The following is a 22,933-nucleotide window of genomic DNA, read 5'->3' on the forward strand; positions in this document are numbered from 1 at the left end:
ATCGTCATCCTCCTTGGCGGGCGTCTCTCAGGTCTTCGGCCGTGCACCCGACGTGGAAGGGCGGGGACACGGGGTCGGCGACCGGGATGGTCGCGGGCTGCGGCAGCCGCAGCAGCCCGTACATCAGGCGCCGGGTGTTGCGGTGGAACCGTCCGGGCTCGGAGGTGATCCGCTCGATCACCGGACGGGCGCGGGCGGGCCGCCAGTACGCGGCGGCGTCCCCCAACTGGTCCTCGATCCGGCCCCGCGCGTCGAGGCGCGGCGCCAGCCGGGCCAGCTCCGCCATGCCGGGCCCGCGGACGTCCCCGGACCCGACGAGGACCACCGGCGCCCCGGTCACCGCGCCGTAGCGGGTGAGGGGCCCGGCCTCGCCGACGATCCAGTCGGCGGCGGCGAGGGCCGCGCGCCAGTCGGCGCCGGGCGGCAGCAGCGCGAGGCCGTCCCGGAGCGGCCCGGCCAGGGCGCGCCCGCCCGGGCATGGATCGCCTTCCCGTTCGGGGACGCCGAGGACGTGGTAGCGCTCGGACGGCAGTTCCGCGAGCAGCCGCCGCACCACGTCGAGCGGACGGCACGGACCCGCCCGGCACGCGGCGTCCCCGGCCGGGATCGCGACCACGACGAGGCGGCGGTCCCCGCCGGCGCCGAGCACGCGGCGGTAGAAGTCGCGCAGCGGCAGGCTCGCGACCAGCCGGTCGTGGATCGGGTCGCCGACGACGACCTCCGCCGGTCCCTCCCGGGACGGCGGCGTGCGCTCGTCGCGGTGCGCGAGGGCGAGCACCGGTCTCCGGCGGCCGTCCGCGCGCAGGTCCCCCGGCGCGCACGCGCGCCTCGCGTCCGGCAGGACGACCAGGGGGACGCGCGGGGCCAGGTCCGGGGCGGCGGTGGCCGCCACGGCCAGCCCGAACTCGCGGTCCCTCGCCTCCCGCCAAGGAAGGACCACGGCCCCCGCGTCCCTGAGCCGGCTCTCCGTCCCGGACCCGGCCGCCTCGGGGGCGGCGGTGAACACGACCCGCAGGCGCGGATCCGCGTCCGCGAGGCGCGCGACGTCGAGCAGGGGCCGCGCCGGAATGGGCGAGCCCGTGACGATCAGAACGGTGCGGCGTTCACCCGGCGTCCCCCACCAGCCCGGATCCGGCCCGATCAAGGTCCGACGCCATTCGAAGCCGGACATCCCCGTCAACACATCCCCCTTACCTCCGCGGACATGAGCATCCGCCCTCCGTAACAGATCAAAAGATCTGCCTCCAGAAACGAGGGTGTTCGGCACTCCTTGACGAAAACTTGCAGTTGGCCTGACTACATCAGTTGTGAGGTCCCAGGTCGGCCAAGTGAATCGCGGCCTGATTCTGGCCAAGCGGCGCCTCCGGTGCGAAAATCGACTCAGGAGCAGATTTCCACAAAGGGGCACTGGTGGAGTTCCGTGTCTTAGGCCCCGTTGAGCTGTGGGTCGACGGGCGGCGGCGCGATCTCGGAACGACAAAGGAACGGTGCGTCCTCGCGGCGCTGCTCCTGACCCCGCGGCGGCCGGTGCACGCCGCCGCGCTGATCGCCCGCGTGTGGGACCACCGCCCGCCCGCCAAGGCGCGGCAGAGCCTCTACAGCTACATCGCGCGGCTGCGCCAGCGGCTGGACGGCGTGGAGGGCGCCGCCCTCGCCTCCCGCCAGGGCAGCTACCTCATCGACGTCGCGGACGAGGCCGTCGACCTGTGGCGCTTCCGGCTGCTGCGCGACCAGGCCCGCGCCATCGCCGAGAGCGGCGACGACGAGTACGCGCTGGACCACTACCGCCGCGCCGCCGAGCTGTGCGCCGCGACCCCGCTCGCCGACCTGTCGGGCGACTGGGTCGACCGGACGCGGCGCGGCCTGGAGGAGGAGATCCTCGGGGCCGCCTTCGACCGCATCGACATCGAGCTGCACCGCGGCCACCACGCCGACATGGTGCGCGAGCTGGCCGCGCTCGCCGAGCGCGACCCCTTCGACGAGCGGCCGGTCGGCCGGCTGATGGTCGCGCTGTTCCGGTCCGGGCGGCAGGCCGAGGCGCTGGAGGCCTACCGGCGCACCCGGCGGGCGCTGCGCGAGGAGATGGGCACCGAGCCGGGCCAGGGGCTGCGGGAGCTGCACCAGCGGATCCTGCGCGCCGACCCGGGGCTGCTGCGCGTCCCCGGCACGCAGCTGGCCGTCGACCGCCGCCCGCACAACCTGCCCTCGGACGTGGCCGCCTTCACCGGGCGCGACGAGCAGCTCCAGGCGCTGCTGCGGATCGCCCGCGCGGCCCCGGCGACGGGGTCGGCGGCCACGGTCATCGCGGTGGACGGGATGCCCGGCGTCGGCAAGTCGGCGCTGGCGGTCCATGTCGCGCACCGGCTCGCCGAGCACTTCCCCGACGGGCACATCTTCCTGAAGCTGCACGCCCACGACCCGCGCCAGGAGCCGCTCGACCCGGCGGTCGCGCTCGACACGCTGCTGCGCGCGATCGGCGTCCCGACCACGCGGATCCCCCGGGCGCTGGAGGAGCGCGCCGCGCTGTGGCGGTCCCAGATGGCGGGCGGCCGCGCGATCATCGTGCTGGACGACGCCGCCGGGCACGACCAGGTCAGCCCGCTGCTCCCGGCCTCCCCCGGCTGCCTGGTCATCGTGACGAGCAGGCGCTGCCTCACCGGGCTGCACGACGCGCATCCGCTCTCGCTCGACGTCCTGCCCGTCGAGGACGCCGTCGCGCTGTTCAGGAGCGTCGCGGGCGGCGGCCGCGACCTCGACGACGCGACGGTCGCGGCGGTCGTCGAACGCTGCGGGTACCTGCCGCTCGCCGTCCGGATCGCGGCCAGCAGGCTCCGGCACCGGCAGACCTGGGGCGCCGCCGACCTGCTCGAACGGCTGACGCCCGGCGGGCGGCTGGAGGAGCTGCGCGTCGAGGGCAGCGAGATCACGGTGGTGTTCGAGGTCTCCTACCGGGGGCTGCCGCCGCCGCTGCGGGCCGCGTTCCGGGCGTTCGGGCTCCACCCGGGGCCCGACCTGACCGCGCACGCCGCCGCCGCGATCCTCCGGCGGCCCGTCCACGAGGCCGAGCGCGTGCTGGAGGAGCTCCTCGACCGGCACCTGCTCGGCGAGCCGGCCCGGGGCCGCTACCGGTTCCACGACCTCGTCCACGAGTACGCGCGGCGGCTGGCCCGCGAGGAGGACCCGGGCCACGAGCGGCGCCGGACCGTCCACCGCGTCCTGGACTACTACCTGGCGGCGGCCGACCGCGCCGACCGGGCGCTGTCCCCCGGGCCGCGCCCGGTCGAGATCCGCTTCACCCACCCGCCCAGGCAGCTGCCGCCGCTGGACACCGACGCGCGCGCCCACGCCTGGTTCGCCGCCGAGCACGCCTGCCTGCTGCGCGCCGCGTCCCACGCCGCCGCGCGCGGCTGGCCCTACCACCTCGCGTGGTTCGCCCGCGTCCTCGCCAAGCACCTGGAGACCAGCGGGCACTGGGAGACGGCCGCGCGCCTGCACGAGAGCGCCGTCGCCGCGCTGCGCGACCTCGACGACCACCGCGGCACGGCCTACGCGCTGGCCGACCTCAGCCTCGTCCGGTTCCGCGCGGGCGACTACGACCTCGCGCTGGACGCGGCGGAGCAGGCGCTGGCGATCTACCGGTCCCTCTCCGAGCGCCGGGGAGAGGCCGACATCCTCTCGCACATGAGCCTCATCCACTGGCACCGCTCGCGGTTCGCCGACGCGCTCGCGCGGTGCCAGGAGGCCCTGGAGATCCGGCGGCTGCTGGGCGACCGGAGCGGCGAGGCCCGCAGCCTCGACCACACCGCGATCTTCCTCGAATACACCGGCGACTACCGCGAGGCGCTCCGCTCCCGCGAGCGCGCGCTCGCCATCTTCGCCGAGACCGGCGACCAGCTCGGCCGGACGATGGCCCTGAACAACATGGGCGACCTCGCCCTTCGCATCGGGGACGTGGACGCGGCCGTCCGGCACTACGGCGACACCGCCAAGGCCGTCGCGAGGCTCGGCCGCCAGCACCACGCGATCTGGCTCATCAACATGGCCAACGTCCACCGCTACACCGGCGACCAGGACACGGCGCTCAGCAATTACCGCCAGGCGCTCGCCACGGCGGCGGAGATAGGCGACCGGCGCAGCGAGATCGAGACGCTCATCGGCATCGGCGCGACATTCCAGAACGCCGGGCGATTCGCCGAGGCGCTCATTCACCACAAGAAGGCGCTCGTGCTCGCCCGCGCCATCAGCGAGCGCTACGAGGAGACGCTCGCCCTGCGGCACCTGGGCGAGGCGCTCGCCGGTGCCGGACGTCATTCGGACGCGCTCGACCATTTCCGGGAAGCGCACGATATCGCCGACCTCATCGGCGTCCCCTACGAGCGGGCCAAGGCGCTGGAGGGCATGGGCGGCGCGCTCCTGCACACGTCGGAGCCGGGCCCGGCCCGCGACTGCTGGCGCCGCGCCCTGACGATCTTCGATGCCATCGGCGCGTCCGAGAGCCGGACGATCCGCTCAAGGCTCAACGAGCAGGGCGATCCGTTCAATAGCTAGCACCACCGCCGAAAGATACCACGAACGCTCGTGAATGGGATTCTCACCTGAGATCAACTACTTTAAGGTTTAATCACTAAACCTGACATAACAAGATCCTCAGTCCATGTGCCCATCTCGACCGGCTTTCTAGTAAGCTTCCGGAGATGCCCGACTTAGGGGCATGCAATAGGAAGATGAGAGGGTAACTAGTGCTAAGGTCTATAGTCCCGCTCGCCCTCGCGACCGCCCTTACGCTGGGGTCGGCCGCCCTTGCGCTCGCCGTACTCTCGGCCGAGCCGAGCTCCCGAACCGCGGCGACGGGAACCGTGCACATGACAAGAGCGGTGCACATGACCTGAGAGGTCTCAGGCACGGACCGGGGCGCGACCCGACAGGGGTCGCGTCCCGGTTTCGGTTTCTCAGGTGTCGCAGAGGCCGGACTCGTAGGCCAGGAGGCCCGCCTGGGTGCGGTTCGCGCAGTCGAGCTTCATCAGCAGCCGGGAGACATAGCCCTTCACGGTGGCCTCGGTGAGGTGGAGGCGGCGCGCGATCTGGGCGTTGGACAGGCCCTCGCCCAGGCAGGTCAGCACCTGCGTCTCGCGCTCGGTCAGCGCGTCGACCAGCGACGCGCGGCGCCGGTCGGCCCGGCGGCGGTCGTCGGCGGAGGCCAGCAGGCGGCGGGTCGCGGCCGGGGACATCACGGTGTGGCCGTCGGCGGCGACCCGGACGAGCCCGACGAGGTCCTCGGGCGGCGTCGACTTCAGCAGGAAGCCCGCCGCGCCGGCCCGCATCGCGCGCAGCACGTAGGAGTCGGCGTCGAAGGTGGTGAGCGCCACGACCACCGGCGGGCGGCGCAGCGCCGCGATCCGCTCGATGGCGGTCAGGCCGTCCACGCCCGGCATGCGCAGGTCCATCAGCACGACGTCGGGCGCGAGCCGCAGCACGGACTCGACGGCCTCGGCGCCGTCGTGGGCCTCGCCGACGACGACCAGGCCGTCCTCGGCGGTGAGGATCGTCCGCAGGTGCGCGCACACCATCGGCTCGTCGTCGACGACCAGCAGCTTGACAGGTCTGTTCCGGGGGGCGTGGGGGGTCGTCCCCCCACAAGAATCAGGTCTGTTCCGGGGGGCGTGGGGGGTCGTCCCCCCACTAGAATCCGGCCCGGCGCCCATCGGATGCGATCCGTCCCCTTCGGCAGCGTTCGGGGCGAGACTACCCCGGCGGATCACCGGCGGTGATCGTCCCGGCCGCACGCCCTACGAAAGTCGGGCGCGCGGCCCCGCGCCACCGACGTAAGTCGCCCGCCCCCTCGACGTTGCGCGCTGACGCCCGTCCCGCGCCGTGGGCTGGACTGGTCCCAGCCTTCACACAGGGGAGATCGGTATGAGCATCACCGCGGACGTCACCACCGGCACGGCCGCCGCGCGGGCCGAGCGGGTCACCAGGGTCTACGGCACGGACGCGACGGGGGTGACGGCGCTGGACGAGGTCACGATCGCGATGCCGCGCGGGCGGTTCACCGCCGTGATGGGCCCGTCGGGGTCGGGGAAGTCGACGCTCATGCACTGCATGGCCGGGCTCGACCGCGTGGACGGCGGCGAGGTCTACATCGGGGACACCGCGCTGTCGCCGCTGGGCGACCGGCGGCTGACGGCGCTGCGCCGCGACCGGATCGGGTTCGTGTTCCAGGCGTTCAACCTGGTGCCGACGCTGTCGGCGCTGGAGAACATCACGCTGCCGATGGACGTCGCCGGGCGCCGCCCCGACCCGGCCTGGGTCGACCGGGTCATCGACACGGTGGGGCTGCGGCGCAGGCTCTCGCACCGTCCGAGCGAGCTGTCGGGAGGGCAGCAGCAGCGGGTGGCGTGCGCGCGGGCGCTGGCGTCCCGTCCGGAGATCGTGTTCGCCGACGAGCCGACCGGCAACCTCGACTCGCGCTCCAGCGGGGAGGTGCTGGCGTTCCTGCGCGGCTCCGTGCGCGAGTTCGGGCAGACGGTCGTCATGGTCACCCACGACCCCGCCGCCGCCGGTCACGCCGACCAGGTCGTGTTCCTCTCGGACGGCCGGATCGTGGACCGCATGGAAGCGCCGACCGCCGACCGCGTGCTCGAACGGATGAAAGGCTTCGACACGGCGCCGGAGCGGGGGCCCGGGGAGAATTCCTGACGCGGTGTTACCGATTCACTGCGCACAGCGTCCGTCCGTGGCGCACGATAGGGACATGCCGGTTGACTATCGCGCACCGAACATCAACGCCCGCAGGCTGGGTCTGCACTTCCGGCAGATCCGCGAGGCGCTGGAACTGTCCTACGACTCCGCGTCGGCGAGGCTCGGCCACGACGCGGACTGGCTCATCCGGTTGGAGACCGGATTCGAGCAGGTCACCCCCGAACAGGCCCGCGAGATCCTGGACGGCTACGGCGTCCCCCCGCACGACATGCGGACGGTGGTGATCGACCTCGCCTCCCGCCCGTCCGGCCCGCCCTGGCTCGCCCCGCACGCGGACCGGCTGAAGGCCCTCGTCCGCGACCTGTACACGCTGGAGTCGGAGGCGACGACCGTGCACACCTACGGCATCCCGGTGATACCGGAGCTGGTGCGCGCCGAGCCCTACGCCCGCCTCGGCTTCGAGTACCACATCCCCGAGGTGGACGTCGAGGAGGAGTGGGACCTGCTCCGCCAGCGGCAGCGGCACCGGCCGGGCGGCCTGCCCCGCACGCTCGACGTGATCTTCTGCGAGAGCGCGCTGCGCAACGGCCCGCCCGAGGTCATGCTCGCGCAGTGCGCCCACCTGCTGGAGCTGTCGGAGGACGAGCACACCAGCGTCCGCGTCATCCCGTTCAACGCGGGCGCGCACGCGGGGCTGCACGGCTCGTTCGACGTGCTGGAGTTCCCCGTCATCAAGGACAGGATCTCGTTCGTGCACGGCGCGCTCGGCATCGACCTCGCGGGCAGCGACCTGTCCGACACCTGGAAGCTGATCGAGGACGTGGCGCTGCCGCCCGCGGGCAGCCGCGACATGATCAGCACGGTCATGCACGAGTACGGATGACCTCCGGGACCGGTGGCCCCGGGGGCCCGGCGACGGCCGGGCCCCCGGGGCGTGCGCTCACACCGCCTTGATGATCTCCTCGGCGCGGGCCCGGGGGACCTCCGCGTAGGAGTCGAACCGCATCGAGAACACGGCGCGTCCCGACGTCGCGCTCCGCAGGTCCCCGACGTAGCCGAACATCTCCGACAGCGGCACCCGCGCCCGGACGCCGTCGCCGCCGATCGACTCGACCCGGCCGCGCCGGGCGTTGAGGTCGCCGATCACCTCGCCCAGGTACTCCTCGGGCGTGCCGACCTCGACGGCCATCACCGGTTCGAGCAGCACGGGCGCGGCCCGCCGCACCGCGTCCTGGAAGACCAGCGAGCCCGCGATCCGGAACGCCGTCTCGGACGAGTCGACCGGGTGGAAGTCGCCGTCGAGCAGCGTGACGCGCACGCCGGTCATCTCGAACCCGGCGAGGACGCCGGAGCGCATCGCGTCCTGGCAGCCCGCGTCCACCGACGGGATGAACTCGCGCGGGATCCGCCCGCCGGTGACCCTGTTCACGAACTCGTAGGGGACGTCGCAGGGCTCGACCGAGACGAGCACCTTCGCGTACTGCCCCCTTCCTCCCGACTGCTTGCGGTGCTTGTACCCGACCTTCTCGGCGCGGCCCCGGATCGTCTCGCGGTAGGCCACGCGGGGCCTGCCGACGTTCGCCTCGACGCCGAACTCCTCCTTCATCCGGTCGACGAGGACCTCCAGGTGCAGCTCGCCCATCCCGCCGAGGACGGTCTGGCCGGTCTGCGCGTCGCCGTGCACGCTGAAGGACGGGTCCTCCTCGGCGAGCCGCGCGATCGCGGCGGCCAGCCGCTCCTGGTCGCCCGTCGAGCGGGGCTCGACGGCGACCTCGATGACCGGGGCGGGGAAGTCCATCGACTCCAGGACCACCGGGTGCGACTCCTCGCACAGCGTCTCGCCGGTGGTGGTCCGCTTCAGGCCCATGACCGCGACGATGTCGCCCGCGCCCGCCGAGGCGATCTCATCGCGCGCGTTCGCGTGCATGCGGTAGAGCTTGCCGATGCGTTCCCTCCGTCCCTTGACGCTGTTCAGCACGGTCGCCCCGGACTCCAGCCGGCCCGAGTAGATCCGGACGAACGTGAGCCGCCCGAGGTGCCGGTCACTCATGATCTTGAACGCCAGCGCGGCCAGCGGCTCGTCCTCGGGTGGACGTTCCCGCTGACCCGCGCCCACGTCCAGGGGCGAGGGCAGGTACCGGACGACGCCGTCCAGCAGCGGCTGCACGCCCTTGTTCTTGAACGCGCTGCCGCAGAACACCGGGGTCGCCGCCGAGGCGAGCGTCACCCGCCGGATCGCGGCGTGCAGCTGCTCGGCGGACGGCTCGGCGCCCTCCAGGTACAGGGCCATCAGCGGCTCGTCGAGTTCCGCGACGGTCTCGACGAGCCGCCCGCGTCGTCGTCGCGCCTCCTCGACCAGCGCGGACGGGACGTCCCGTACCGAGAGCCCGTCCCCGGACCACACCCGCGCCCGCATCGCCACGAGGTCGACCACGCCGGTGAAGCCGCCCTCGGCGCCGATCGGCAGCTGCACGAGCAGCGGCACCGCGCCGAGCCGGTCGGCGATCATCGCGACGCAGCGGTGCAGGTCGGCGCCCGCGCGGTCCATCTTGTTGACGAAGCAGACGCGCGGCACCCCGTACCGGTCGGCCTGCCGCCACACGGTCTCCGACTGCGGCTCGACCCCGGCGACGGCGTCGAACACCGCGACCGCGCCGTCGAGCACCCGCAGGCAGCGCTCGACCTCGACGGTGAAGTCGACGTGGCCGGGGGTGTCGATGAGGTTGAGCGTGTGCCCGTCCCAGTGGCAGGTCGTCGCGGCGGAGGTGATCGTGATGCCGCGGTCGCGCTCCTGTTTCATGAAGTCCAGCGCGGCGGTGCCGTCGTGCACCTCGCCGATCCGGTGCGAGACACCGGTGTAGAACAGGATGCGCTCGGCGGTCGTCGTCTTGCCGGCGTCGATGTGCGCCATGATTCCGATGTTGCGGACCTTGACGAGGTCAAGGAATGTGGCAGTCATCGGGAATCCTCCTTCACTCTCGGTTGAGGGGACGACCGCCGTGGGACGTGATCGTCCCCATACGGCACGCGCGACGCTATTGCATGCGTCCGAAAAGCACCAAAGGTTTTCCGCCCCCGGGTCCGCCGGCGCCGGCAATTATTGAAAAACGAGTCTGTGGCATAAGCACTTGACGTATGCGGACGCGCTCAGTTACAAGCGGACTGGGGATCGCCGCGAACGGAGGTGGGAGTTTGACGTTCGTCGTGCCCGCAGCGGACGGGCGGGAGCTCGCGGTCGAGGAGTGGGGGGAACCGGCGGGGCATCCGGTCTTTCTGCTCCACGGCACCCCGGGCAGCAGGCTCGGGCCCATTCCGCGACCCATGGTCCTCTACCAGCTCGGCATCCGGCTGATCTCCTTCGATCGGCCGGGCTACGGGCGCTCGGACCGTCGGATCGGACGCGCCGTCGGCGACATCGCGGCGGACGTGCGGCGAATAGCCGACTTCCTGGAATTGCCGGAGTTCGGCGTCCTCGGCCGCTCGGGCGGCGGCCCGCACGCGCTGGCGTGCGCGGCGCTGCTGCCCGGCCGCGCCCGCCGCGTCGCCGCGCTGGTCGCGCTCGCCCCGGCGCAGGCGGAGGGGCTCGACTGGTTCGAGGGGATGGCGCCGTCCAACACCCGCGAGTACCTGGCGGTCCGGCGGCAGGGCGAGCTGGTGTCGGCGCGGCTGCGCTCGGTCGCCGACCGGATCCGCGCGAACCCGGCGCAGCACGTCGCCAACCTGTACGCGGAGCTGACCGGGTCGGACCGGCGGGTCGTCGGCGACGGGGGCATGCGCCGGATGCTGCTGGAGACCTTCCAGGAGGCGTTCCGCACGTCCGCCGACGGCTGGATCGACGACCTGCTCGCGTTCTGCGCGCCGTGGGGGTTCGACCTGGGCGACATCGTCGTCCCGACGATGCTGTGGCACGGCGCGAACGACACCTTCTCCCCCGCCGGGCACTCGCGGTGGCTCGCCGACCGGATCCCCAACTCCACGGTGGTGGTGCAGCCGGGGTCGGCGCACTTCGGGGCGTTCAACGTGCTCCCGGACATGCTGACCTGGCTGGCACACCCGGTCGAGGCGCCCTGGCCGTGACGGGCCCTGACGGGCCCTGAGGGGCCCGGCCGCTACACGGGCTGGAGTTCCAGGTCGCGGTTGATGCGGACTCCCGCGCGGGCGTCCGCGAGCGTGGGGTGCGGGCCGTGCTCGGCCAGGACGAGCAGCCCGCTGGCGGCGCGGCTGCGCAGCTCGCTCGCCTCCGACGTCCGTCCCATGCCCTCCAGCGTGACCGACAGGTTGGCGCGGCACACGTTGGTGTCGGGGTGGTCCTCGCCGAGGACCCCCACCAGCCTGGGCAGCGTGCCCCGCTCCAGCGCCTCGGCCTCGGCGAAGCGCCGCAGGTCGCCGAGGCAGTTCCCGAGGTTGACGGTGGCCGACAGCACGAACGGGTGCTCGGGGCCGAGCTGCGCCTCCAGCCCGGTGACCACCCGCGTCGCGCGCTCGCGCGCCTCGTCCAGGTCCCCGGCGCCGCGCAGGTAGCAGCCGAGGTTGTTCTCGATCATCAGCGTGTAGGGGTGGTCCTCGCCCATCTGGGCGATGTGCTTGGCGAGCGCGGCGCGGACCCGGTCGCGGGCGCCGACCTTGTCGCCGAGCGCCGACATGCCCGCCGCCACCTCCAGGTCGGCGGGCAGCGTGTCGGGCGACTCGGGGAAGTGCCGCTGGTAGCGGGCGTAGGTCTCCTCGGCCAGCGCGAGCGCCTCCTCGGCGCGCCCGGCCTTGCGCAGCGACACCGCGAGGCTCTTGCCGGTGCGCAGTGTGTCGAGGATCTGGTCGCCGAGGACGTCCAGGTACCGCTGGTAGACATCGCGCAGGATCGTGACCGACTCCTCGTAGCGGCCCGCCTCCCGCAGGTCGCGCGCGACGTTCGCCTCGGAGAACAGCGTGTAGGGGTGGTCGTCGCCGAGCACGGCCCGGCGCTGGTTCAAGTTGTCGGTGTCGAACCGGAACGCGCTGGCGGGGTCGCCGTTCAGCCGGTAGTCAATGGCGAGGTTGTGCGCGACCATCAGCGTGCGCGGATGCTCCTCCCCCCACGGCCCCGGCGCCTGCTCGTAGGTGCGGATGTCCAGGTCGAGCGCCTCCCGGAAGCGCCCCATCGCGCGCAGGTCGGCCGCGAGGTTCCCGGCGGTGATCAGCGTGTGCGGGTGCGCCGGGCCGAGCGTCGGCGAGCTGAGCTGCCGGTTCATCACATCCTGGTCGAGCGCGTAGGCGCGGGCGTAGTCGCCCTGGGAGCGCAGCACGTTCGCGATCTGCGACTGGAGGAACAGCCACTGCCAGTGGTCCTTGCCGAGCTTGCCCTGCCAGGCGGCGGTCAGCTCCTCGCCCGCCTCCATCGCGCTCTCGAAGTTCCCGCGCTTCCACTGGTAGCGGATGAGGTCGGTCAGCATCTGCCGGACGTTCTCCTCGTCGCATTCGGCCGCCCGCGAGGTCTGGACGTGCGGGAGGATCTCGTCCAGCGCGGGCCAGTTGGCCGGGTCGTCGGTGTCGCCGTGCTTGGGCCGCGCGCCGAGCAGGATGCGGTGGACGTCGTGGCAGGTCTCCTCGGTCAGGTCCGGGTCGTCCTGCATGCCGTGCCGGATCACCGTCTGGACGAGCGGGTGCACCTGGATCGCGTTGTTGCCCTGGTCGACCCGCGCCAGCGCGAACCTGCTGATCTCCCGGACGTGCTTGCCGAGCACGAGCTTGTCGCGCAGCGTCTCGTCGTAGGGCGCCAGCACCTCGGCGGTCTCCTCGCTGTAGATCAGGTCGAGGGAGATCGGCACGGAGGAGAAGAAGGCCAGCAGCTCCAGCAGCCGCGCCGCCGCCGGGGACGCCTCCCGGAGCTGCCGGAACGTGACGTTCCACGTCATCGCGACCGGCTGGGAGAACGCCTCGGTGCTGAGCGCCAGCGTGGAGGCCGTCTCGTTCTCCAGCGCCTCCAGGTACTCGCCCGCGGGCATGAACGTGGAGGCGAGCCACGCCGCCGCCTGCTCGATCGCGAGCGGCAGGTAGCCGAGCGCCGTCCCGATCGCGCGGGCGTTGTCGTCGGAGATCTCCTGGACGCGGCGGAACAGGTGCGCGGCCGACTCCTCCTCGGTGAACACGTCCACGGCGAGCGGCTGCGCGAACTGCGTCCACGCCGGGTCCCGGGAGGTGATGATCACGTGCCCGTCGCCGCCGGGCAGGTGGTTCTTCAGCTCCTCGGGGTTGTCGGCGTTGTCGAAGACCAGCAGCCAGCGGGAGGTGGGCTCGCCGCGGCGCAGCGCCTCCAGCGCGGCGTTCGCGGCGTCGGCGATGCTGTCGCCGACGCGCAGCCCGATCTGCTCGGCCAGGCTCGCGAGCCCGCCGCGGATCGAGTCCGGCGACTGGGCGCTGACCCACCAGATCAGGTCGTAGTCGGCCTTGAACCGGTGCGCGTACTCCAGCGCGACCTGCGTCTTGCCGACGCCGCCGAGGCCGTGCAGCGCCTGCGGCAGGACGATCCGCTGGGTGGTGCCGAGCAGGTGGTCGCGCAGCTCCTCCAGCAGGCCGCCGCGTCCGGTGAACACCGCGTTGCGCCGGTTGACGTTCCAGATCGGCGGCGCGGTGCGGGCGGCGCCGGGGTAGCGGGGCCCGACCCGCGACTGCTCCGCCGGGTACTCGACGTTCTGCCCCGGCCGTCCGAGCGCGCGCACGAGCGCCTCGGCGCCCTCGCGTTCGCCGAGGCCGGTGAGGTCGAGCGGGACGGGACCGTTGAAGCCCAGGCTGAGCGGCGCGTCCAGCACCCGGACCGTCGTCAGCCGCCGGTAGGGCGCGCTGGCGCGGCCCGAGAGCGCGTCCCACGCCCGCTGCGCCCGCTGCGAGACGACGTAGGCGGGCGAGATCAGCACGATCGTGTGCCCGGCGGCGGTCCGGTCGTCGGGCGGCTCCTGCGGCCCGGTGTCGACGCTGCGGGTGACGACCCGGAACCCGGCGCGGCCGAGGACGAGCGCCATCCAGTCCACCCACGGGCGGTCCTCGGAGACGTAGCTGATGAGGACGTCCGAGACCTCCGACGGCCCGCGCCGGGTGAACCGTTCGAGCGTGCTGGTCCGCAGCTCCTCCGGGATCGGCGGGTAGCCCGCGACGCGGCCCTCGGTGATCTCGTTGGCGAGCCGCTCGAACGCCGCCAGCATCGAGTTCGGCGAGCCGGGCGCGTCGCCGAACGTCGCGAGCGTCTCCTCGAACGCGTAGTAGGGCCGGTAGGGGATCTCCACCGACAGCCAGTACCGGTTCGCCCGCTGCTGCGTCATCCCGCTCGGGAAGCGGTCGAAGCGCGCGCGGGCGTAGGCGCGTCCCGCCTCCACCTTCGCGTTCTCGCCGAACTCGATCCGCATCGGGACGGGCAGGATCCGGATGCCGCGCTCGCGGTAGCGCTCGTCGATGTGCGCGGCGATCGCGGCGGCGCCGTCGATGCTCTGGTCGCTGAGCGTGAAGCAGTCGACGAGGACGTCCGGGAAGTGGACGGTGCAGATGTCGGCGATGTCGCTCAGCCCGGTGCGGCTGTCGATCAGCGTGTAGTCGTAGTTGCGGCGCATGTCGGCGCGCAGCGCGTCGAAGAACTGCCCGCCGCCGAGCCGGTCGTAGAAGTTGTCCCAGTCCATGCTGGTGATCAGCGAGGAGTAGTCGCGGTTCTGGCGTCCGGCGGAGACGAAGTCGAGCGTCCCCTCCCCCGGGAAGTCCCATTCCAGCGTCACCGCGTGCCGCAGGATGCGCGCGTACTCCAGGTGCCAGTCCTGCTCGGCGGTCTCGTGCTTGGTCGTCGCCGCCCACGCGTAGTCGGTGAGCATCTCGATGACCCCGGGCGTCGCCGACACGAAGTTCTGGTCCAGGAAGGGGTGGAAGAACTTGTGCAGGCCGGGCGACTCCAGGTCCCAGTCGACCACGAGCACCTTGTGCCCCGCCGCCGCCATGATCCAGGCGACGTTGGCGAGCGCGGTGGTGCGGCCCGTCCCGCCCTTGTAGGAGTAGAAGGTGACGATCGTGCCATCGTTCGTCATGGTTCTCCTCGCCTCAGAACTCGGGCCCTTGCAGCGTCGGACGGCCCATGCTCGGCGGGGTCCGGGGCGGATGGACGTTGGTCGTCTTCAGGTAGCGGGTGATGGCCTCGTTGACGGCCTTCGGGAGCGCGCTGCGGAACGCGCCCGCGGACGAGACGTGCTTGGCCGAGCCCTGCAGCGCGCCGCTCCTCGGCAGCGCCTCGTCCAGCTCCTCGGTGAGCTCGGCCGACGCCGCCGCCGTCTCGGCGTCCCCGGAGTTGAACGGCGCGATCATGGTGACGGGGTCGCGGTCGATCTGCCGGAGCCGCTTGCCGATCCCCTCGTCCCGGGCCGCCCACGGGTCGACGAGCAGCACGTTCGGCGCCTCCCCCGGCTCGTGCGGCCCCTCGTCCACGCCCTTGACCTCGGCGCGGTGGCCGAGCTCACCGAGGATCTCCTCGGCGAACCTGCCGATCGGGGTGGTGTGGTCCGGGCCCCGGTAGGGCGTCCACTCGCGGGTCGTCTGGCCGTAGTAGTAGGGGCCCCGGCCCTCGGGGAGCTGGCCGATCGTCTGCGCGGCGAGCGTGAGCCGCACCGCGGGGCGGCGGGCGTCCGGCGGGTCCCCGGCGAACGCGCTGCGCAGCGTCTCCAGCGTCGGGACCGGGCTGGAGGGCAGCGCGCACTCGGCCGCGCGCTCCTTGATCAGGTTCGCGAGCCGCAGCACGGTCTCCTTGTACTGCTCGCGGAACCGGCCCAGCTTCATGATCCCGTAGAGGCCCTCCGCCTCGTAGGCGGGCGGGAAGGCGGGCGGGACGTTCTGCATCGTCCGCACGCTGTCGGGCAGTTCCTTGAGGCCCATCGGCGTCCACATCGCGGGAATGATCGCCGACGGGCGGGCGAGGCCGGCGGACTGCCCCTGGTAGCGCTTCATGAAGGCGGCCCACTCCTTCCCGCAGTAATCGCTGACGAAGTAGGCGGGCGAGAACAGCGCGACGAAGATCCGGCAGTTCGCCAGCGCGTCCGCGAGAAGATCCGGCCACTCGCTGCCGGCCGGAATCTGCCTGTCCATAAATCCCGGATTCTGCGTGCCCGTGGCGTGCCCGAGATCGGTGCAGAGATCGTTGTAGAACTTCACGACCCAGCGGTCGGATTCCTCCGGCCGGTAGCGCGACCTGGCATAACTCAAGAAGAAGTGGGGCCGCCGTTCATCCGGCTGAATCCTGCCCGGCATGCCGCTCCCTTCCAGGTCACACCACTGTATAGCGGCATTCATCGACCCGAAACAACGTCACGGATGTGTACTTTTACCGGGAGCTCGGCGGGCGTCTCGGCGACGCCTCAGGTGCCGGTCGTGCGTACCGCCTGGTATTCCTCTGGTGCGGGCCATGATTCGAGGGTTCTGCGCATGCTCGCGACGAACTGCTCTCCGAGCCCCGTCAGCGCGCCGGAGGTCTGGAGGGTGCGGGTCGCCGCCAGCGTCTTCGGATACCAATCATGGAAATGGCGCAGCGCCTCGTCCGCCGGCTCCGGAGACCGCGTCCGCCTGAGCCAGAAGTCCGCGACGGCGATGTGCGCGTAGGTGCCCTGGAGGAGACCCTCCAGCGGACGCGGGTCGGCGCGCCAGGGCGCGTGGTAGGTGCGGTCGTCGTGGCGGTCGTACAGGTCGGCGAAGTCCAGCACCGCGCCCAGCTTGACGTGCTGGAACTCGTGTAGCAGCAGCAGGCAGAGCAGCGCGGGGCTCTCCGGCAGCGCGATGCCGACCGAGCCGAACGCGTCCCGCGCGGCCGAGCTGACGCTGCGCCCCCCGCCCGGCGCCTCCAGTGGGACGATCGTGGTCAGCGCCTGGGTGATCGAGGGCGCGTACTCGGCGTACTGCTTCTCCAGCAGCGCCCACGCGTCCTGGAACGCCGCCTGCCACTCCTCGAAGCGCCGCTGGTCGAGCCGTCCGGCGGCGGGCCAGTCGTGGCAGTCGCGGAACGGGTCGAGGTCGTCCAGCGCGACGCTGAACGTCCCGGCCGTCAGGTAGCGGACGTACTCCACCCGCTCGGCGTTCGCCACGTGCAGCTCGCCGTCACCGACCTCGACGGTCGTGCTCGTGCGGCCCGGCACCTCGTAGCGCCCGACGGCGGGGAAGTAGATCGCCCCCTCCTGCACGGGCACGGTCAGCGTGGCCGCGACCCCCGCTCGCGCGGCCGCGACGCACGCGACCGTGGCGAGCAGCCCGTCATCGGGCGGACCCGGCGGGAGGGCGTGCCCGCCCGGCCCGGACGCGAGGTCGCCGGACTTGCGGAGGCGGTGGACGGCCCAGGCGCGGATGTAAGGGTGCGCGAGGGCGGAGTCGAGCGCCTCCGGGTGGGCCGATCCGATGCGGTTGAGCAGCGTCCACGCCTCCGAGGGGGCGGTCCGGCCGCCGACGCGCGCGATGAGCGTCCGGTTTCCGGTCGTCTGGGCGGACTTGAGCTGTGCGATCGCGGGCGGGTCGCCGTAGCCGGTCGCCAGCGACATCAGCGTGTCCAGCGAGAGCTCCTGCGAGGCCCGGGTGGTCCGCCGCTGGACGTGCCGGATCACCGCGAGCAGGTCGTCGCAGTAGACGCTGGGGTTGGCGAAGCCGGTGGCCTCGCTGTGGCGGTGGGCGAACAGGCCGCCCCCGCAGGTGGAGACGACCGGGCATTCCCGGCACTTCTCGCACAGCGCGGCCGTGCCGCCCTGCCGCGCGCGGATGCCCGGGTGGTCCGCGACGTCGTCGACCGCGTGGCCGAACACGTCCATCCCGGTGTCGGGGGCGCCCTGGTAGGCGGTCTTGAGCGAGTCGGCCAGCTCGTACTCGCCGTCGGTCTCCACCACGAGCAGGTCGGTGGCCTCCAGGCCGAGCGACTCGGTGAAGCTCGCGCCGCCACGCCCGGTGCTGATGATCGAGTCGAACATCCGCACCGCCACCGGACGGCCGTCCGCGAGCCACCGGTCGGCGATCACGGCGAGCCAGTCGGCGTAGGCGGTGGCGGACGCCCGGGGCGGCGGGCGGTCCCACGTGTGGTGGGGCCACAGGAAGTCGATCGCCGGCGGCCCGTGGGAGACGAGCGCCTCGTAGACCGCCGTGGGGTCGTTGGCCACGTCGATGGTGCACAGGATGCCCGAGTACAGCTCCGGGTACTCGGCCCGGAGCAGCTCGATGGCCCGCACGGCCTTGTCGTAGCTGCTGCGCCCGTCGCGGTAGCGGCGGTGCCGGTCGTTGGCCTCCCGGTCGCCGTCCAGCGAGATCCCGACCCGGACGCCCTCCGCGCGCAGCAGGTCGCAGAACCGCCGGTCGAGCAGCACGCCGTTGGTGTGCAGGCGCAGGTCGACGCGGCAGACCCGCTCCAGCGGGACGCGAAGGGCGGCGATCAGGTCGGCGAGGTGCGCCGGCCCGGCGAGCAGCGGTTCGCCCCCGTGCAGGATGACGCCGACCTCGGCCAGGCCGTGCCGCTCCGCGTGGTCGGCGATCCGCCGGGCCGCCTGCGCCATGGTCGCGACGGCCATTTCGTTCGAACGGCCGCGCCAACTCTGGTCCGCGTGCTCGAACACATAACAGTGGTCACATGCCAGATCGCATCTGCTGTGCACCTTGAGCACGAATTGGCGGAACACGCTGCCTGTTGGCACGTTCGTTCTCTGTTAATCTAGATAAAGGAGTTGAAGGCCGCCACTCGGACCGGGTCCGATCCCTCGCGCTCCGGCCCGTCGGCGCGGGTCAGGCGGGCGACGATGCGGGCCGCCTCGCCGTCGGAGGCGAGTTCGTCCAGGGTGAGGTCGTGCAGATCTTTGAGCCCCGGCGCGTCAACTTCCAGGAGATTGTTCATGTTCGTCCATCCAGTCGTCTTTGACGGTATGCAACGACCGTACGCGACCTGCGTACGGGCAATCCAGGCCAGACTTGCGCAGTGCCAATAACTCAATGTGATCGAAATCCAGGCGCATGCGCTGCCACGCCGGGCGCCAGGAATTCTACCGGTGGAACGGCGAAAGTTACAGAGTACTCGACCATTCACTTCCCCCGATGGCGGTCGTGTGCGGTTTGACGGCGATTGTCGGACTCGGGTTGCCGAAGCCGCTGGCCACAGCCGGACACGGCTGAGAAGTGCGGATTTCTTCACACGGCCACCGGCTTTCCTGGGAATCTTGCATAATCCGACTATTCCCTACTTTTCGGGCATCGCCCGGGACTCGGCGGATCATGAACGCGCCCGCACGCTCTCCCTGACGGCCTCGCTCGGGGTGAACAGGCCGAGGCGGGCGCCGGTGGGGTCGGCCACGACGCTGAACCGCCCGTGCACGGCGTCGTTGGGCGGGATCTCGGTGACGGCGCCGAGGTCGACCGCCTCACCGGTGGCCGAGTCGCAGTCGGTGACCCAGAAATAGGGGATCCAGTGCGCCTGGGACGACCCGTCCATCGGCAGCATGCCCGCGAGCGGACGGTCGCCCAGCAGCCAGTCGGTGTAGACCGAGGGGCGGTAGACCCGGTCGGCGACGTTCCAGCGGTCGAAGCCGCGGTCGGCGCCCGTCCAGCCGAAGACCGCGCCGTAGAAGCGCTTGGCGGCCTCGGTGTCGCGGCACCACAGCTCGATCCAGCACAGCGCGTCGGTCTCGTCCATCACGTCCGCGCCCCGGTGGTCGTAGGACTGGTAGATGCCGAAGTCGGCGCCCTGCGAGTCGACGCACACGGCCATGCGTCCGAGGTTGGCGACGGTGACGGGCTCGACCAGCGCCGTACCGCCCGCGTCCAGCACCGCGCGGAACGTGCGGTCGAGGTCATCGGTGTGGACGTAGCACGTCCACGAGGGCGGCTCGGTGTCGTCGGCGAGGGGCTGCATCCCCGAGACCGTGGGCCCCTCCGGGCCGCCGTGGGTGAACACCTCGTAATCGCCCGTCGCGGCGATGGTCAGCGTGTAGGAGCCCCAGCCGAACAGTGCGCGGTAGAAGCCCATGGACACGCCGAGGTCCGGCGTGGCCAGATCCGCCCAGCACGGAGCGCCGTGGGCGTACTCGGTCACCTCCGGCATCGGCGGCCCTTCCCAACGCACATGGGCACCACGCTATGAAGGCGGACGCAATACCAGCGGCGGTGCCCGTGTGGGAATTCGCCAAGATCACCAAAACGTTCGCCAAATCAGACGGCGACCACGCTCTGGAGGAGTCCACATACGAAATGGGCGACATAAGTGGAACCGTCGGGCGTGGAGATCGTGGCCTGCCAGCGGCTGGGCGCGTCCCCGTCCCGGTGGACGACCGTGCCGAGCCGGTCGTCCAGGTCGCCGACGACGCACGACCAGGGCACCAGGTCCTCGACGGTCTCCGGCGGCGCCCCCTCCGCGCGGACGAGCCACTCCTGCATGACCGAACCGTCCGGCGCCAGCATGACCTCGAAGCGCAGGCCCGGCCACAGCGGCAGCGGCGGCCACGAGGCGACCTCGCACGCCACGTCCCCGACCCGCCGCGTCCCGCTCTCCCCCGGGCCGAGGACGGCCTCGTACCCGCGCCGCCCGCGCGGGAACGTCCGCGACCGCACGATCCGCTGCCAGCGCGCGTTGACCTCCCGCATCTCCGTACGGGACGCGCCGAGCGCCCGCATCGCCTCCTCCACCATGCCGGGCTGGTAGTCGGCCATGCGCCGCAGCAGGACGAGCTGGAACTCCCGCCGCGCGAACCCCTTCACCGGGCGCCGACGGCGGCGGTGAGGGCGGGCCAGCTCAGGGCCAGCTCGCGCCTCCAGTACTTCCAGTTGTGCATGCCCGGACCGTACAGGTGCGCGGTGACGGGAACGCCCGCCTCCCCCGCCGCCCGGACGAAACCGCCGTTCATCCCCCCGGAGATCTGCTCACCGATACGGCCCCCGTCCCAGGGCGGGGTGTCGGGGGCGTCATAAGGCCCGGGACGCCCGTCCCCTGAGGAGACATAAACCCCCACGCCCCTCAACCGCGCCACCATGACGGCCGCGTCATGCGCCCGCCAGTTCTCACGATCGAGGAACGGATCGCCCCAGACATCGGTGCCGTTCACCAAGGTCAGAACAAGGGGCATTCCAGGCGCGGTGATGTTGAGCGCCCCGCTGTAGGACGCGACATACCTGAACACCCCCGGATGCCGCTCGGCATAGGTGACCGCGCCCAGCCCGCCGGAGGAGACCCCGATCGCGGCCCGGCTCGTCCCCGCCCGAAAATTCCGCTCCATCAACGGGATGACCTCCTTGATGTGGAAGTCCTCCCATTTCGGAACACCGCCCCGACCACCGTTCCACCAGTTGGCGTACAACCCGTTCCAACCGCCCTCGGGCATGACGACCATGGCCCCGGAGGATGCCGCGACCCGCGCGATGTCGGAGTCCTTGGTCCACGACGTGTAGTCGTTGTTGCCCCCGTGGTAGGCGTACACGACCGGCCACGCCCGCCGGGCCTCCCACCCCCGGGGCACGATCACCCGCGTCCACACGACCGCGCCCAAAGCCGGAGAAGCGACCGAGAAATCAAACTGCAACGCCCCCACCCGCACCACCCGGGTGATCACCGCACCGTCATCAGCCCCGACAAATCCCCCACCCGGCAAAGAAGGCCGCTTCCCCTGCTGCTTCACATCATGGCCGAGATCAGAAGACCGGGGCACCCGCACCTGAAAGGGCTTGGACCCAAGCACCCGAGAAGGCCGCCCCGGCACCGGAGAGGGCCGAGGCGCACCCCCCGACGACCTGGGCCGAGGCGCGGCCCCCTTCGCCTCGACCAACGGCCCGAACGAAGGAACCGCCTCGTTCCGCGCCGCCCCCTCCGTCCCGGATGTGAACCCCACCCCGGCCAGGACGAGCGCCAGTATCACCGCCGGCAGAAACACGGCCAACGAGACAACACCGGCGACAACGACCAGGCGATCCGCGCGCGTCCTCATGGCCACCCGAAACTAGTGCCCCGGCCCCCCACGAGCGAGGACACCCAGAAACCAGGACAACCCACCAATCCCCCAAGCTCAACGCCCCCCACTCACCACCCAAAGCGCCCCCGATGGCCACCTACGGCCACCCTCCGCACCCACCCCGTCACAATCCGACCTCGGGAGCGCCCCACCTCCATAACCGAACGGATCCGCCAGAGCGCCGAGAACCTGGACCAGGCGACCCAGTAGAAGGTCGTCTACCCAGTGCGGCGGGGCCACCGCTTCCATGCCCGGACGTCGTCCCTGAGCCAGTGAAACCGGCCGGACGCGGGTCCGGCGCGCCCACGACAGACAACCGCATCAGCCGATCTCCGAAAACCTATGTTGATCGAGGTAGATTTTTGGGACGGGGTGGGGTAGTGTTCCTGTCATCGAAGAGGAACAAGTCCATGGGACGCGGCAGAGGACGAACTGCCCGGAGAGATGGATGGCGCGCGCCCGGCGTGCCGGGGTCGACGCAGTGGAAGGGACTCCGACAGCGGGCCGCGCGCCCGGCGGCCAACGGGCCGCCGACAGCGTGAAGGCAAGTCGCAACATCGCAGGAAACACGGTTAGTGCAGGTAGGGAACATTCGAAGGGAGGGATTCGACGCCATCGGGATCGCCCGTCGCAGGCTCCAGTCACGCCGCGCGGGTACCGCAGCCCCACAGATTGGACGGTGGTCTACGGTCACGCATTCGCGATCCCCGCACCCCCGCCTCGGGCGGCTGGTGCGGATAGGAACCGGCCACAGGGCCGGGTAGATGGTGTTGTACCTCATGGCCCCGGTGCCGCCTCGCGGCGCCGGGGCCCGTCGGCGTTCCCCGGCGGATCCGGGCATGTCCGCCCGGCGACAGCACGGAAGGATCTATGAGACCACCTCAGCCGCTTCGATCCGGCTCCCACCCGGCCCCGGACACCGAGGCCGATCCGGCGCCGGACGGCGGCCTGGACGACAAGCTCGACGATGAGGACTACCCCGCCTACAGCATGGGCCGGGCCGCCGAGATCCTCGGTGTCACGCCGGGGTTCCTGCGCGGCCTGGACGCCGCCAAGCTGTTCGTCCCGCAGCGCTCGTCCGGCGGCCACCGCCGCTACTCCCGCTACCAACTGCGCCTGGCACAACGCGCCCGCGACCTCGTCGACGAGGGCACCGCGCTGGACGCGGCCTGCCGCATCATCATCCTTCAGGACCAGCTCGCCGAGGCCCAGCGCATCAACGCGCGGCTCCAGGAGCGCCTCGACCGGCCCCCCGAGCGGGACTGAGCCGCCCCTGGCCGTTCCCG

At 71.8% G+C, this 22,933-nt stretch carries 15 protein-coding genes; 5 read left to right on the forward strand and 10 right to left on the reverse strand.

Annotation, left to right across the window (positions count from 1 at the left end; genetic code table 11):
* Positions 1–4 precede the first annotated feature (4 nt).
* Entirely contained in the window at positions 5–1,144 is a 1,140-nt protein-coding gene (locus KLI87_RS13045; protein ID WP_214617132.1) for a hypothetical protein, read from the reverse strand.
* Positions 1,145–1,410: 266 nt separating this feature from the next.
* Here KLI87_RS13045 and KLI87_RS13050 point away from each other — a divergent pair, with 266 nt between their 5' ends.
* Positions 1,411–4,548, forward strand: coding sequence for a tetratricopeptide repeat protein (locus tag KLI87_RS13050; RefSeq protein ID WP_214617133.1), 3,138 nt, complete (start codon positions 1,411–1,413; stop codon positions 4,546–4,548).
* Between the two features lie 401 nt (positions 4,549–4,949).
* Here KLI87_RS13050 and KLI87_RS13055 read toward each other — a convergent pair whose 3' ends face one another.
* Positions 4,950–5,591 (reverse strand): response regulator transcription factor, encoded by a 642-nt coding sequence (locus tag KLI87_RS13055; protein WP_281377935.1) that lies wholly within the window; start codon positions 5,589–5,591, stop codon positions 4,950–4,952.
* A 322-nt stretch (positions 5,592–5,913) separates the two neighbouring features.
* Here KLI87_RS13055 and KLI87_RS13060 point away from each other — a divergent pair, with 322 nt between their 5' ends.
* Together KLI87_RS13060 and KLI87_RS13065 are read left to right on the forward strand one after the other, a co-directional pair.
* Entirely contained in the window at positions 5,914–6,696 is a 783-nt protein-coding gene (locus tag KLI87_RS13060) for an ABC transporter ATP-binding protein (RefSeq protein WP_214617135.1), read from the forward strand.
* 55 nt (positions 6,697–6,751) lie between these two features.
* Positions 6,752–7,582, forward strand: a complete 831-nt coding sequence (locus tag KLI87_RS13065) for a helix-turn-helix transcriptional regulator (protein WP_214617136.1) — start codon at positions 6,752–6,754, stop codon at positions 7,580–7,582.
* Positions 7,583–7,639: 57 nt separating this feature from the next.
* Here KLI87_RS13065 and fusA read toward each other — a convergent pair whose 3' ends face one another.
* On the reverse strand, positions 7,640–9,658 hold the full coding sequence (gene fusA / locus KLI87_RS13070) for an elongation factor G (RefSeq protein WP_214617137.1): 2,019 nt from the start codon (positions 9,656–9,658) through the stop codon (positions 7,640–7,642).
* A 233-nt stretch (positions 9,659–9,891) separates the two neighbouring features.
* Between fusA and KLI87_RS13075 the strand changes: the two genes are divergently transcribed.
* Entirely contained in the window at positions 9,892–10,776 is an 885-nt protein-coding gene (locus tag KLI87_RS13075) for an alpha/beta fold hydrolase (RefSeq protein WP_214617138.1), read from the forward strand.
* Positions 10,777–10,808: 32 nt separating this feature from the next.
* On the opposite strand, the gene fxsT is transcribed toward KLI87_RS13075, so the two are convergent.
* The 7 genes from fxsT to KLI87_RS13110 all read right to left on the reverse strand — a co-directional run bounded on the left by fxsT (position 10,809) and on the right by KLI87_RS13110 (position 21,251).
* Entirely contained in the window at positions 10,809–14,735 is a 3,927-nt protein-coding gene (gene fxsT, locus KLI87_RS13080) for an FxSxx-COOH system tetratricopeptide repeat protein (RefSeq protein ID WP_156216133.1), read from the reverse strand.
* A gap of 13 nt (positions 14,736–14,748) precedes the next feature.
* A complete protein-coding gene (locus tag KLI87_RS13085) occupies positions 14,749–15,987 on the reverse strand; it encodes a TIR-like protein FxsC (RefSeq protein WP_156216132.1) in 1,239 nt (412 codons plus the stop codon).
* A gap of 65 nt (positions 15,988–16,052) precedes the next feature.
* Entirely contained in the window at positions 16,053–18,353 is a 2,301-nt protein-coding gene (locus KLI87_RS41510; protein ID WP_214617139.1) for an FxsB family cyclophane-forming radical SAM/SPASM peptide maturase, read from the reverse strand.
* Between the two features lie 17 nt (positions 18,354–18,370).
* Entirely contained in the window at positions 18,371–18,550 is a 180-nt protein-coding gene (locus KLI87_RS13095) for a hypothetical protein (RefSeq protein ID WP_214617140.1), read from the reverse strand.
* A gap of 372 nt (positions 18,551–18,922) precedes the next feature.
* Complete coding sequence (locus KLI87_RS13100; protein ID WP_214617141.1) at positions 18,923–19,750, reverse strand: VOC family protein; 828 nt, start codon at positions 19,748–19,750, stop codon at positions 18,923–18,925.
* A gap of 107 nt (positions 19,751–19,857) precedes the next feature.
* Positions 19,858–20,403 (reverse strand): hypothetical protein, encoded by a 546-nt coding sequence (locus tag KLI87_RS13105; RefSeq protein ID WP_308165988.1) that lies wholly within the window; start codon positions 20,401–20,403, stop codon positions 19,858–19,860.
* Positions 20,400–21,251 carry an alpha/beta hydrolase family protein gene (locus tag KLI87_RS13110; protein ID WP_214617142.1) on the reverse strand — a complete coding sequence of 284 codons (852 nt, stop codon included), beginning with the start codon at positions 21,249–21,251 and terminating at the stop codon, positions 20,400–20,402. Before KLI87_RS13110 ends, KLI87_RS13105 begins: the two co-directional genes overlap by 4 nt.
* Before the next feature lie 1,386 nt (positions 21,252–22,637).
* Between KLI87_RS13110 and KLI87_RS13115 the strand changes: the two genes are divergently transcribed.
* On the forward strand, positions 22,638–22,913 hold the full coding sequence (locus KLI87_RS13115) for a MerR family transcriptional regulator (protein WP_246249696.1): 276 nt from the start codon (positions 22,638–22,640) through the stop codon (positions 22,911–22,913).
* The last annotated feature ends 20 nt before the right edge of the window (positions 22,914–22,933 follow it).

The sequence above is a fragment of the Actinomadura sp. NEAU-AAG7 genome, from assembly GCF_018603865.1.
Lineage (GTDB): Bacteria > Actinomycetota > Actinomycetes > Streptosporangiales > Streptosporangiaceae > Spirillospora > Spirillospora litoris.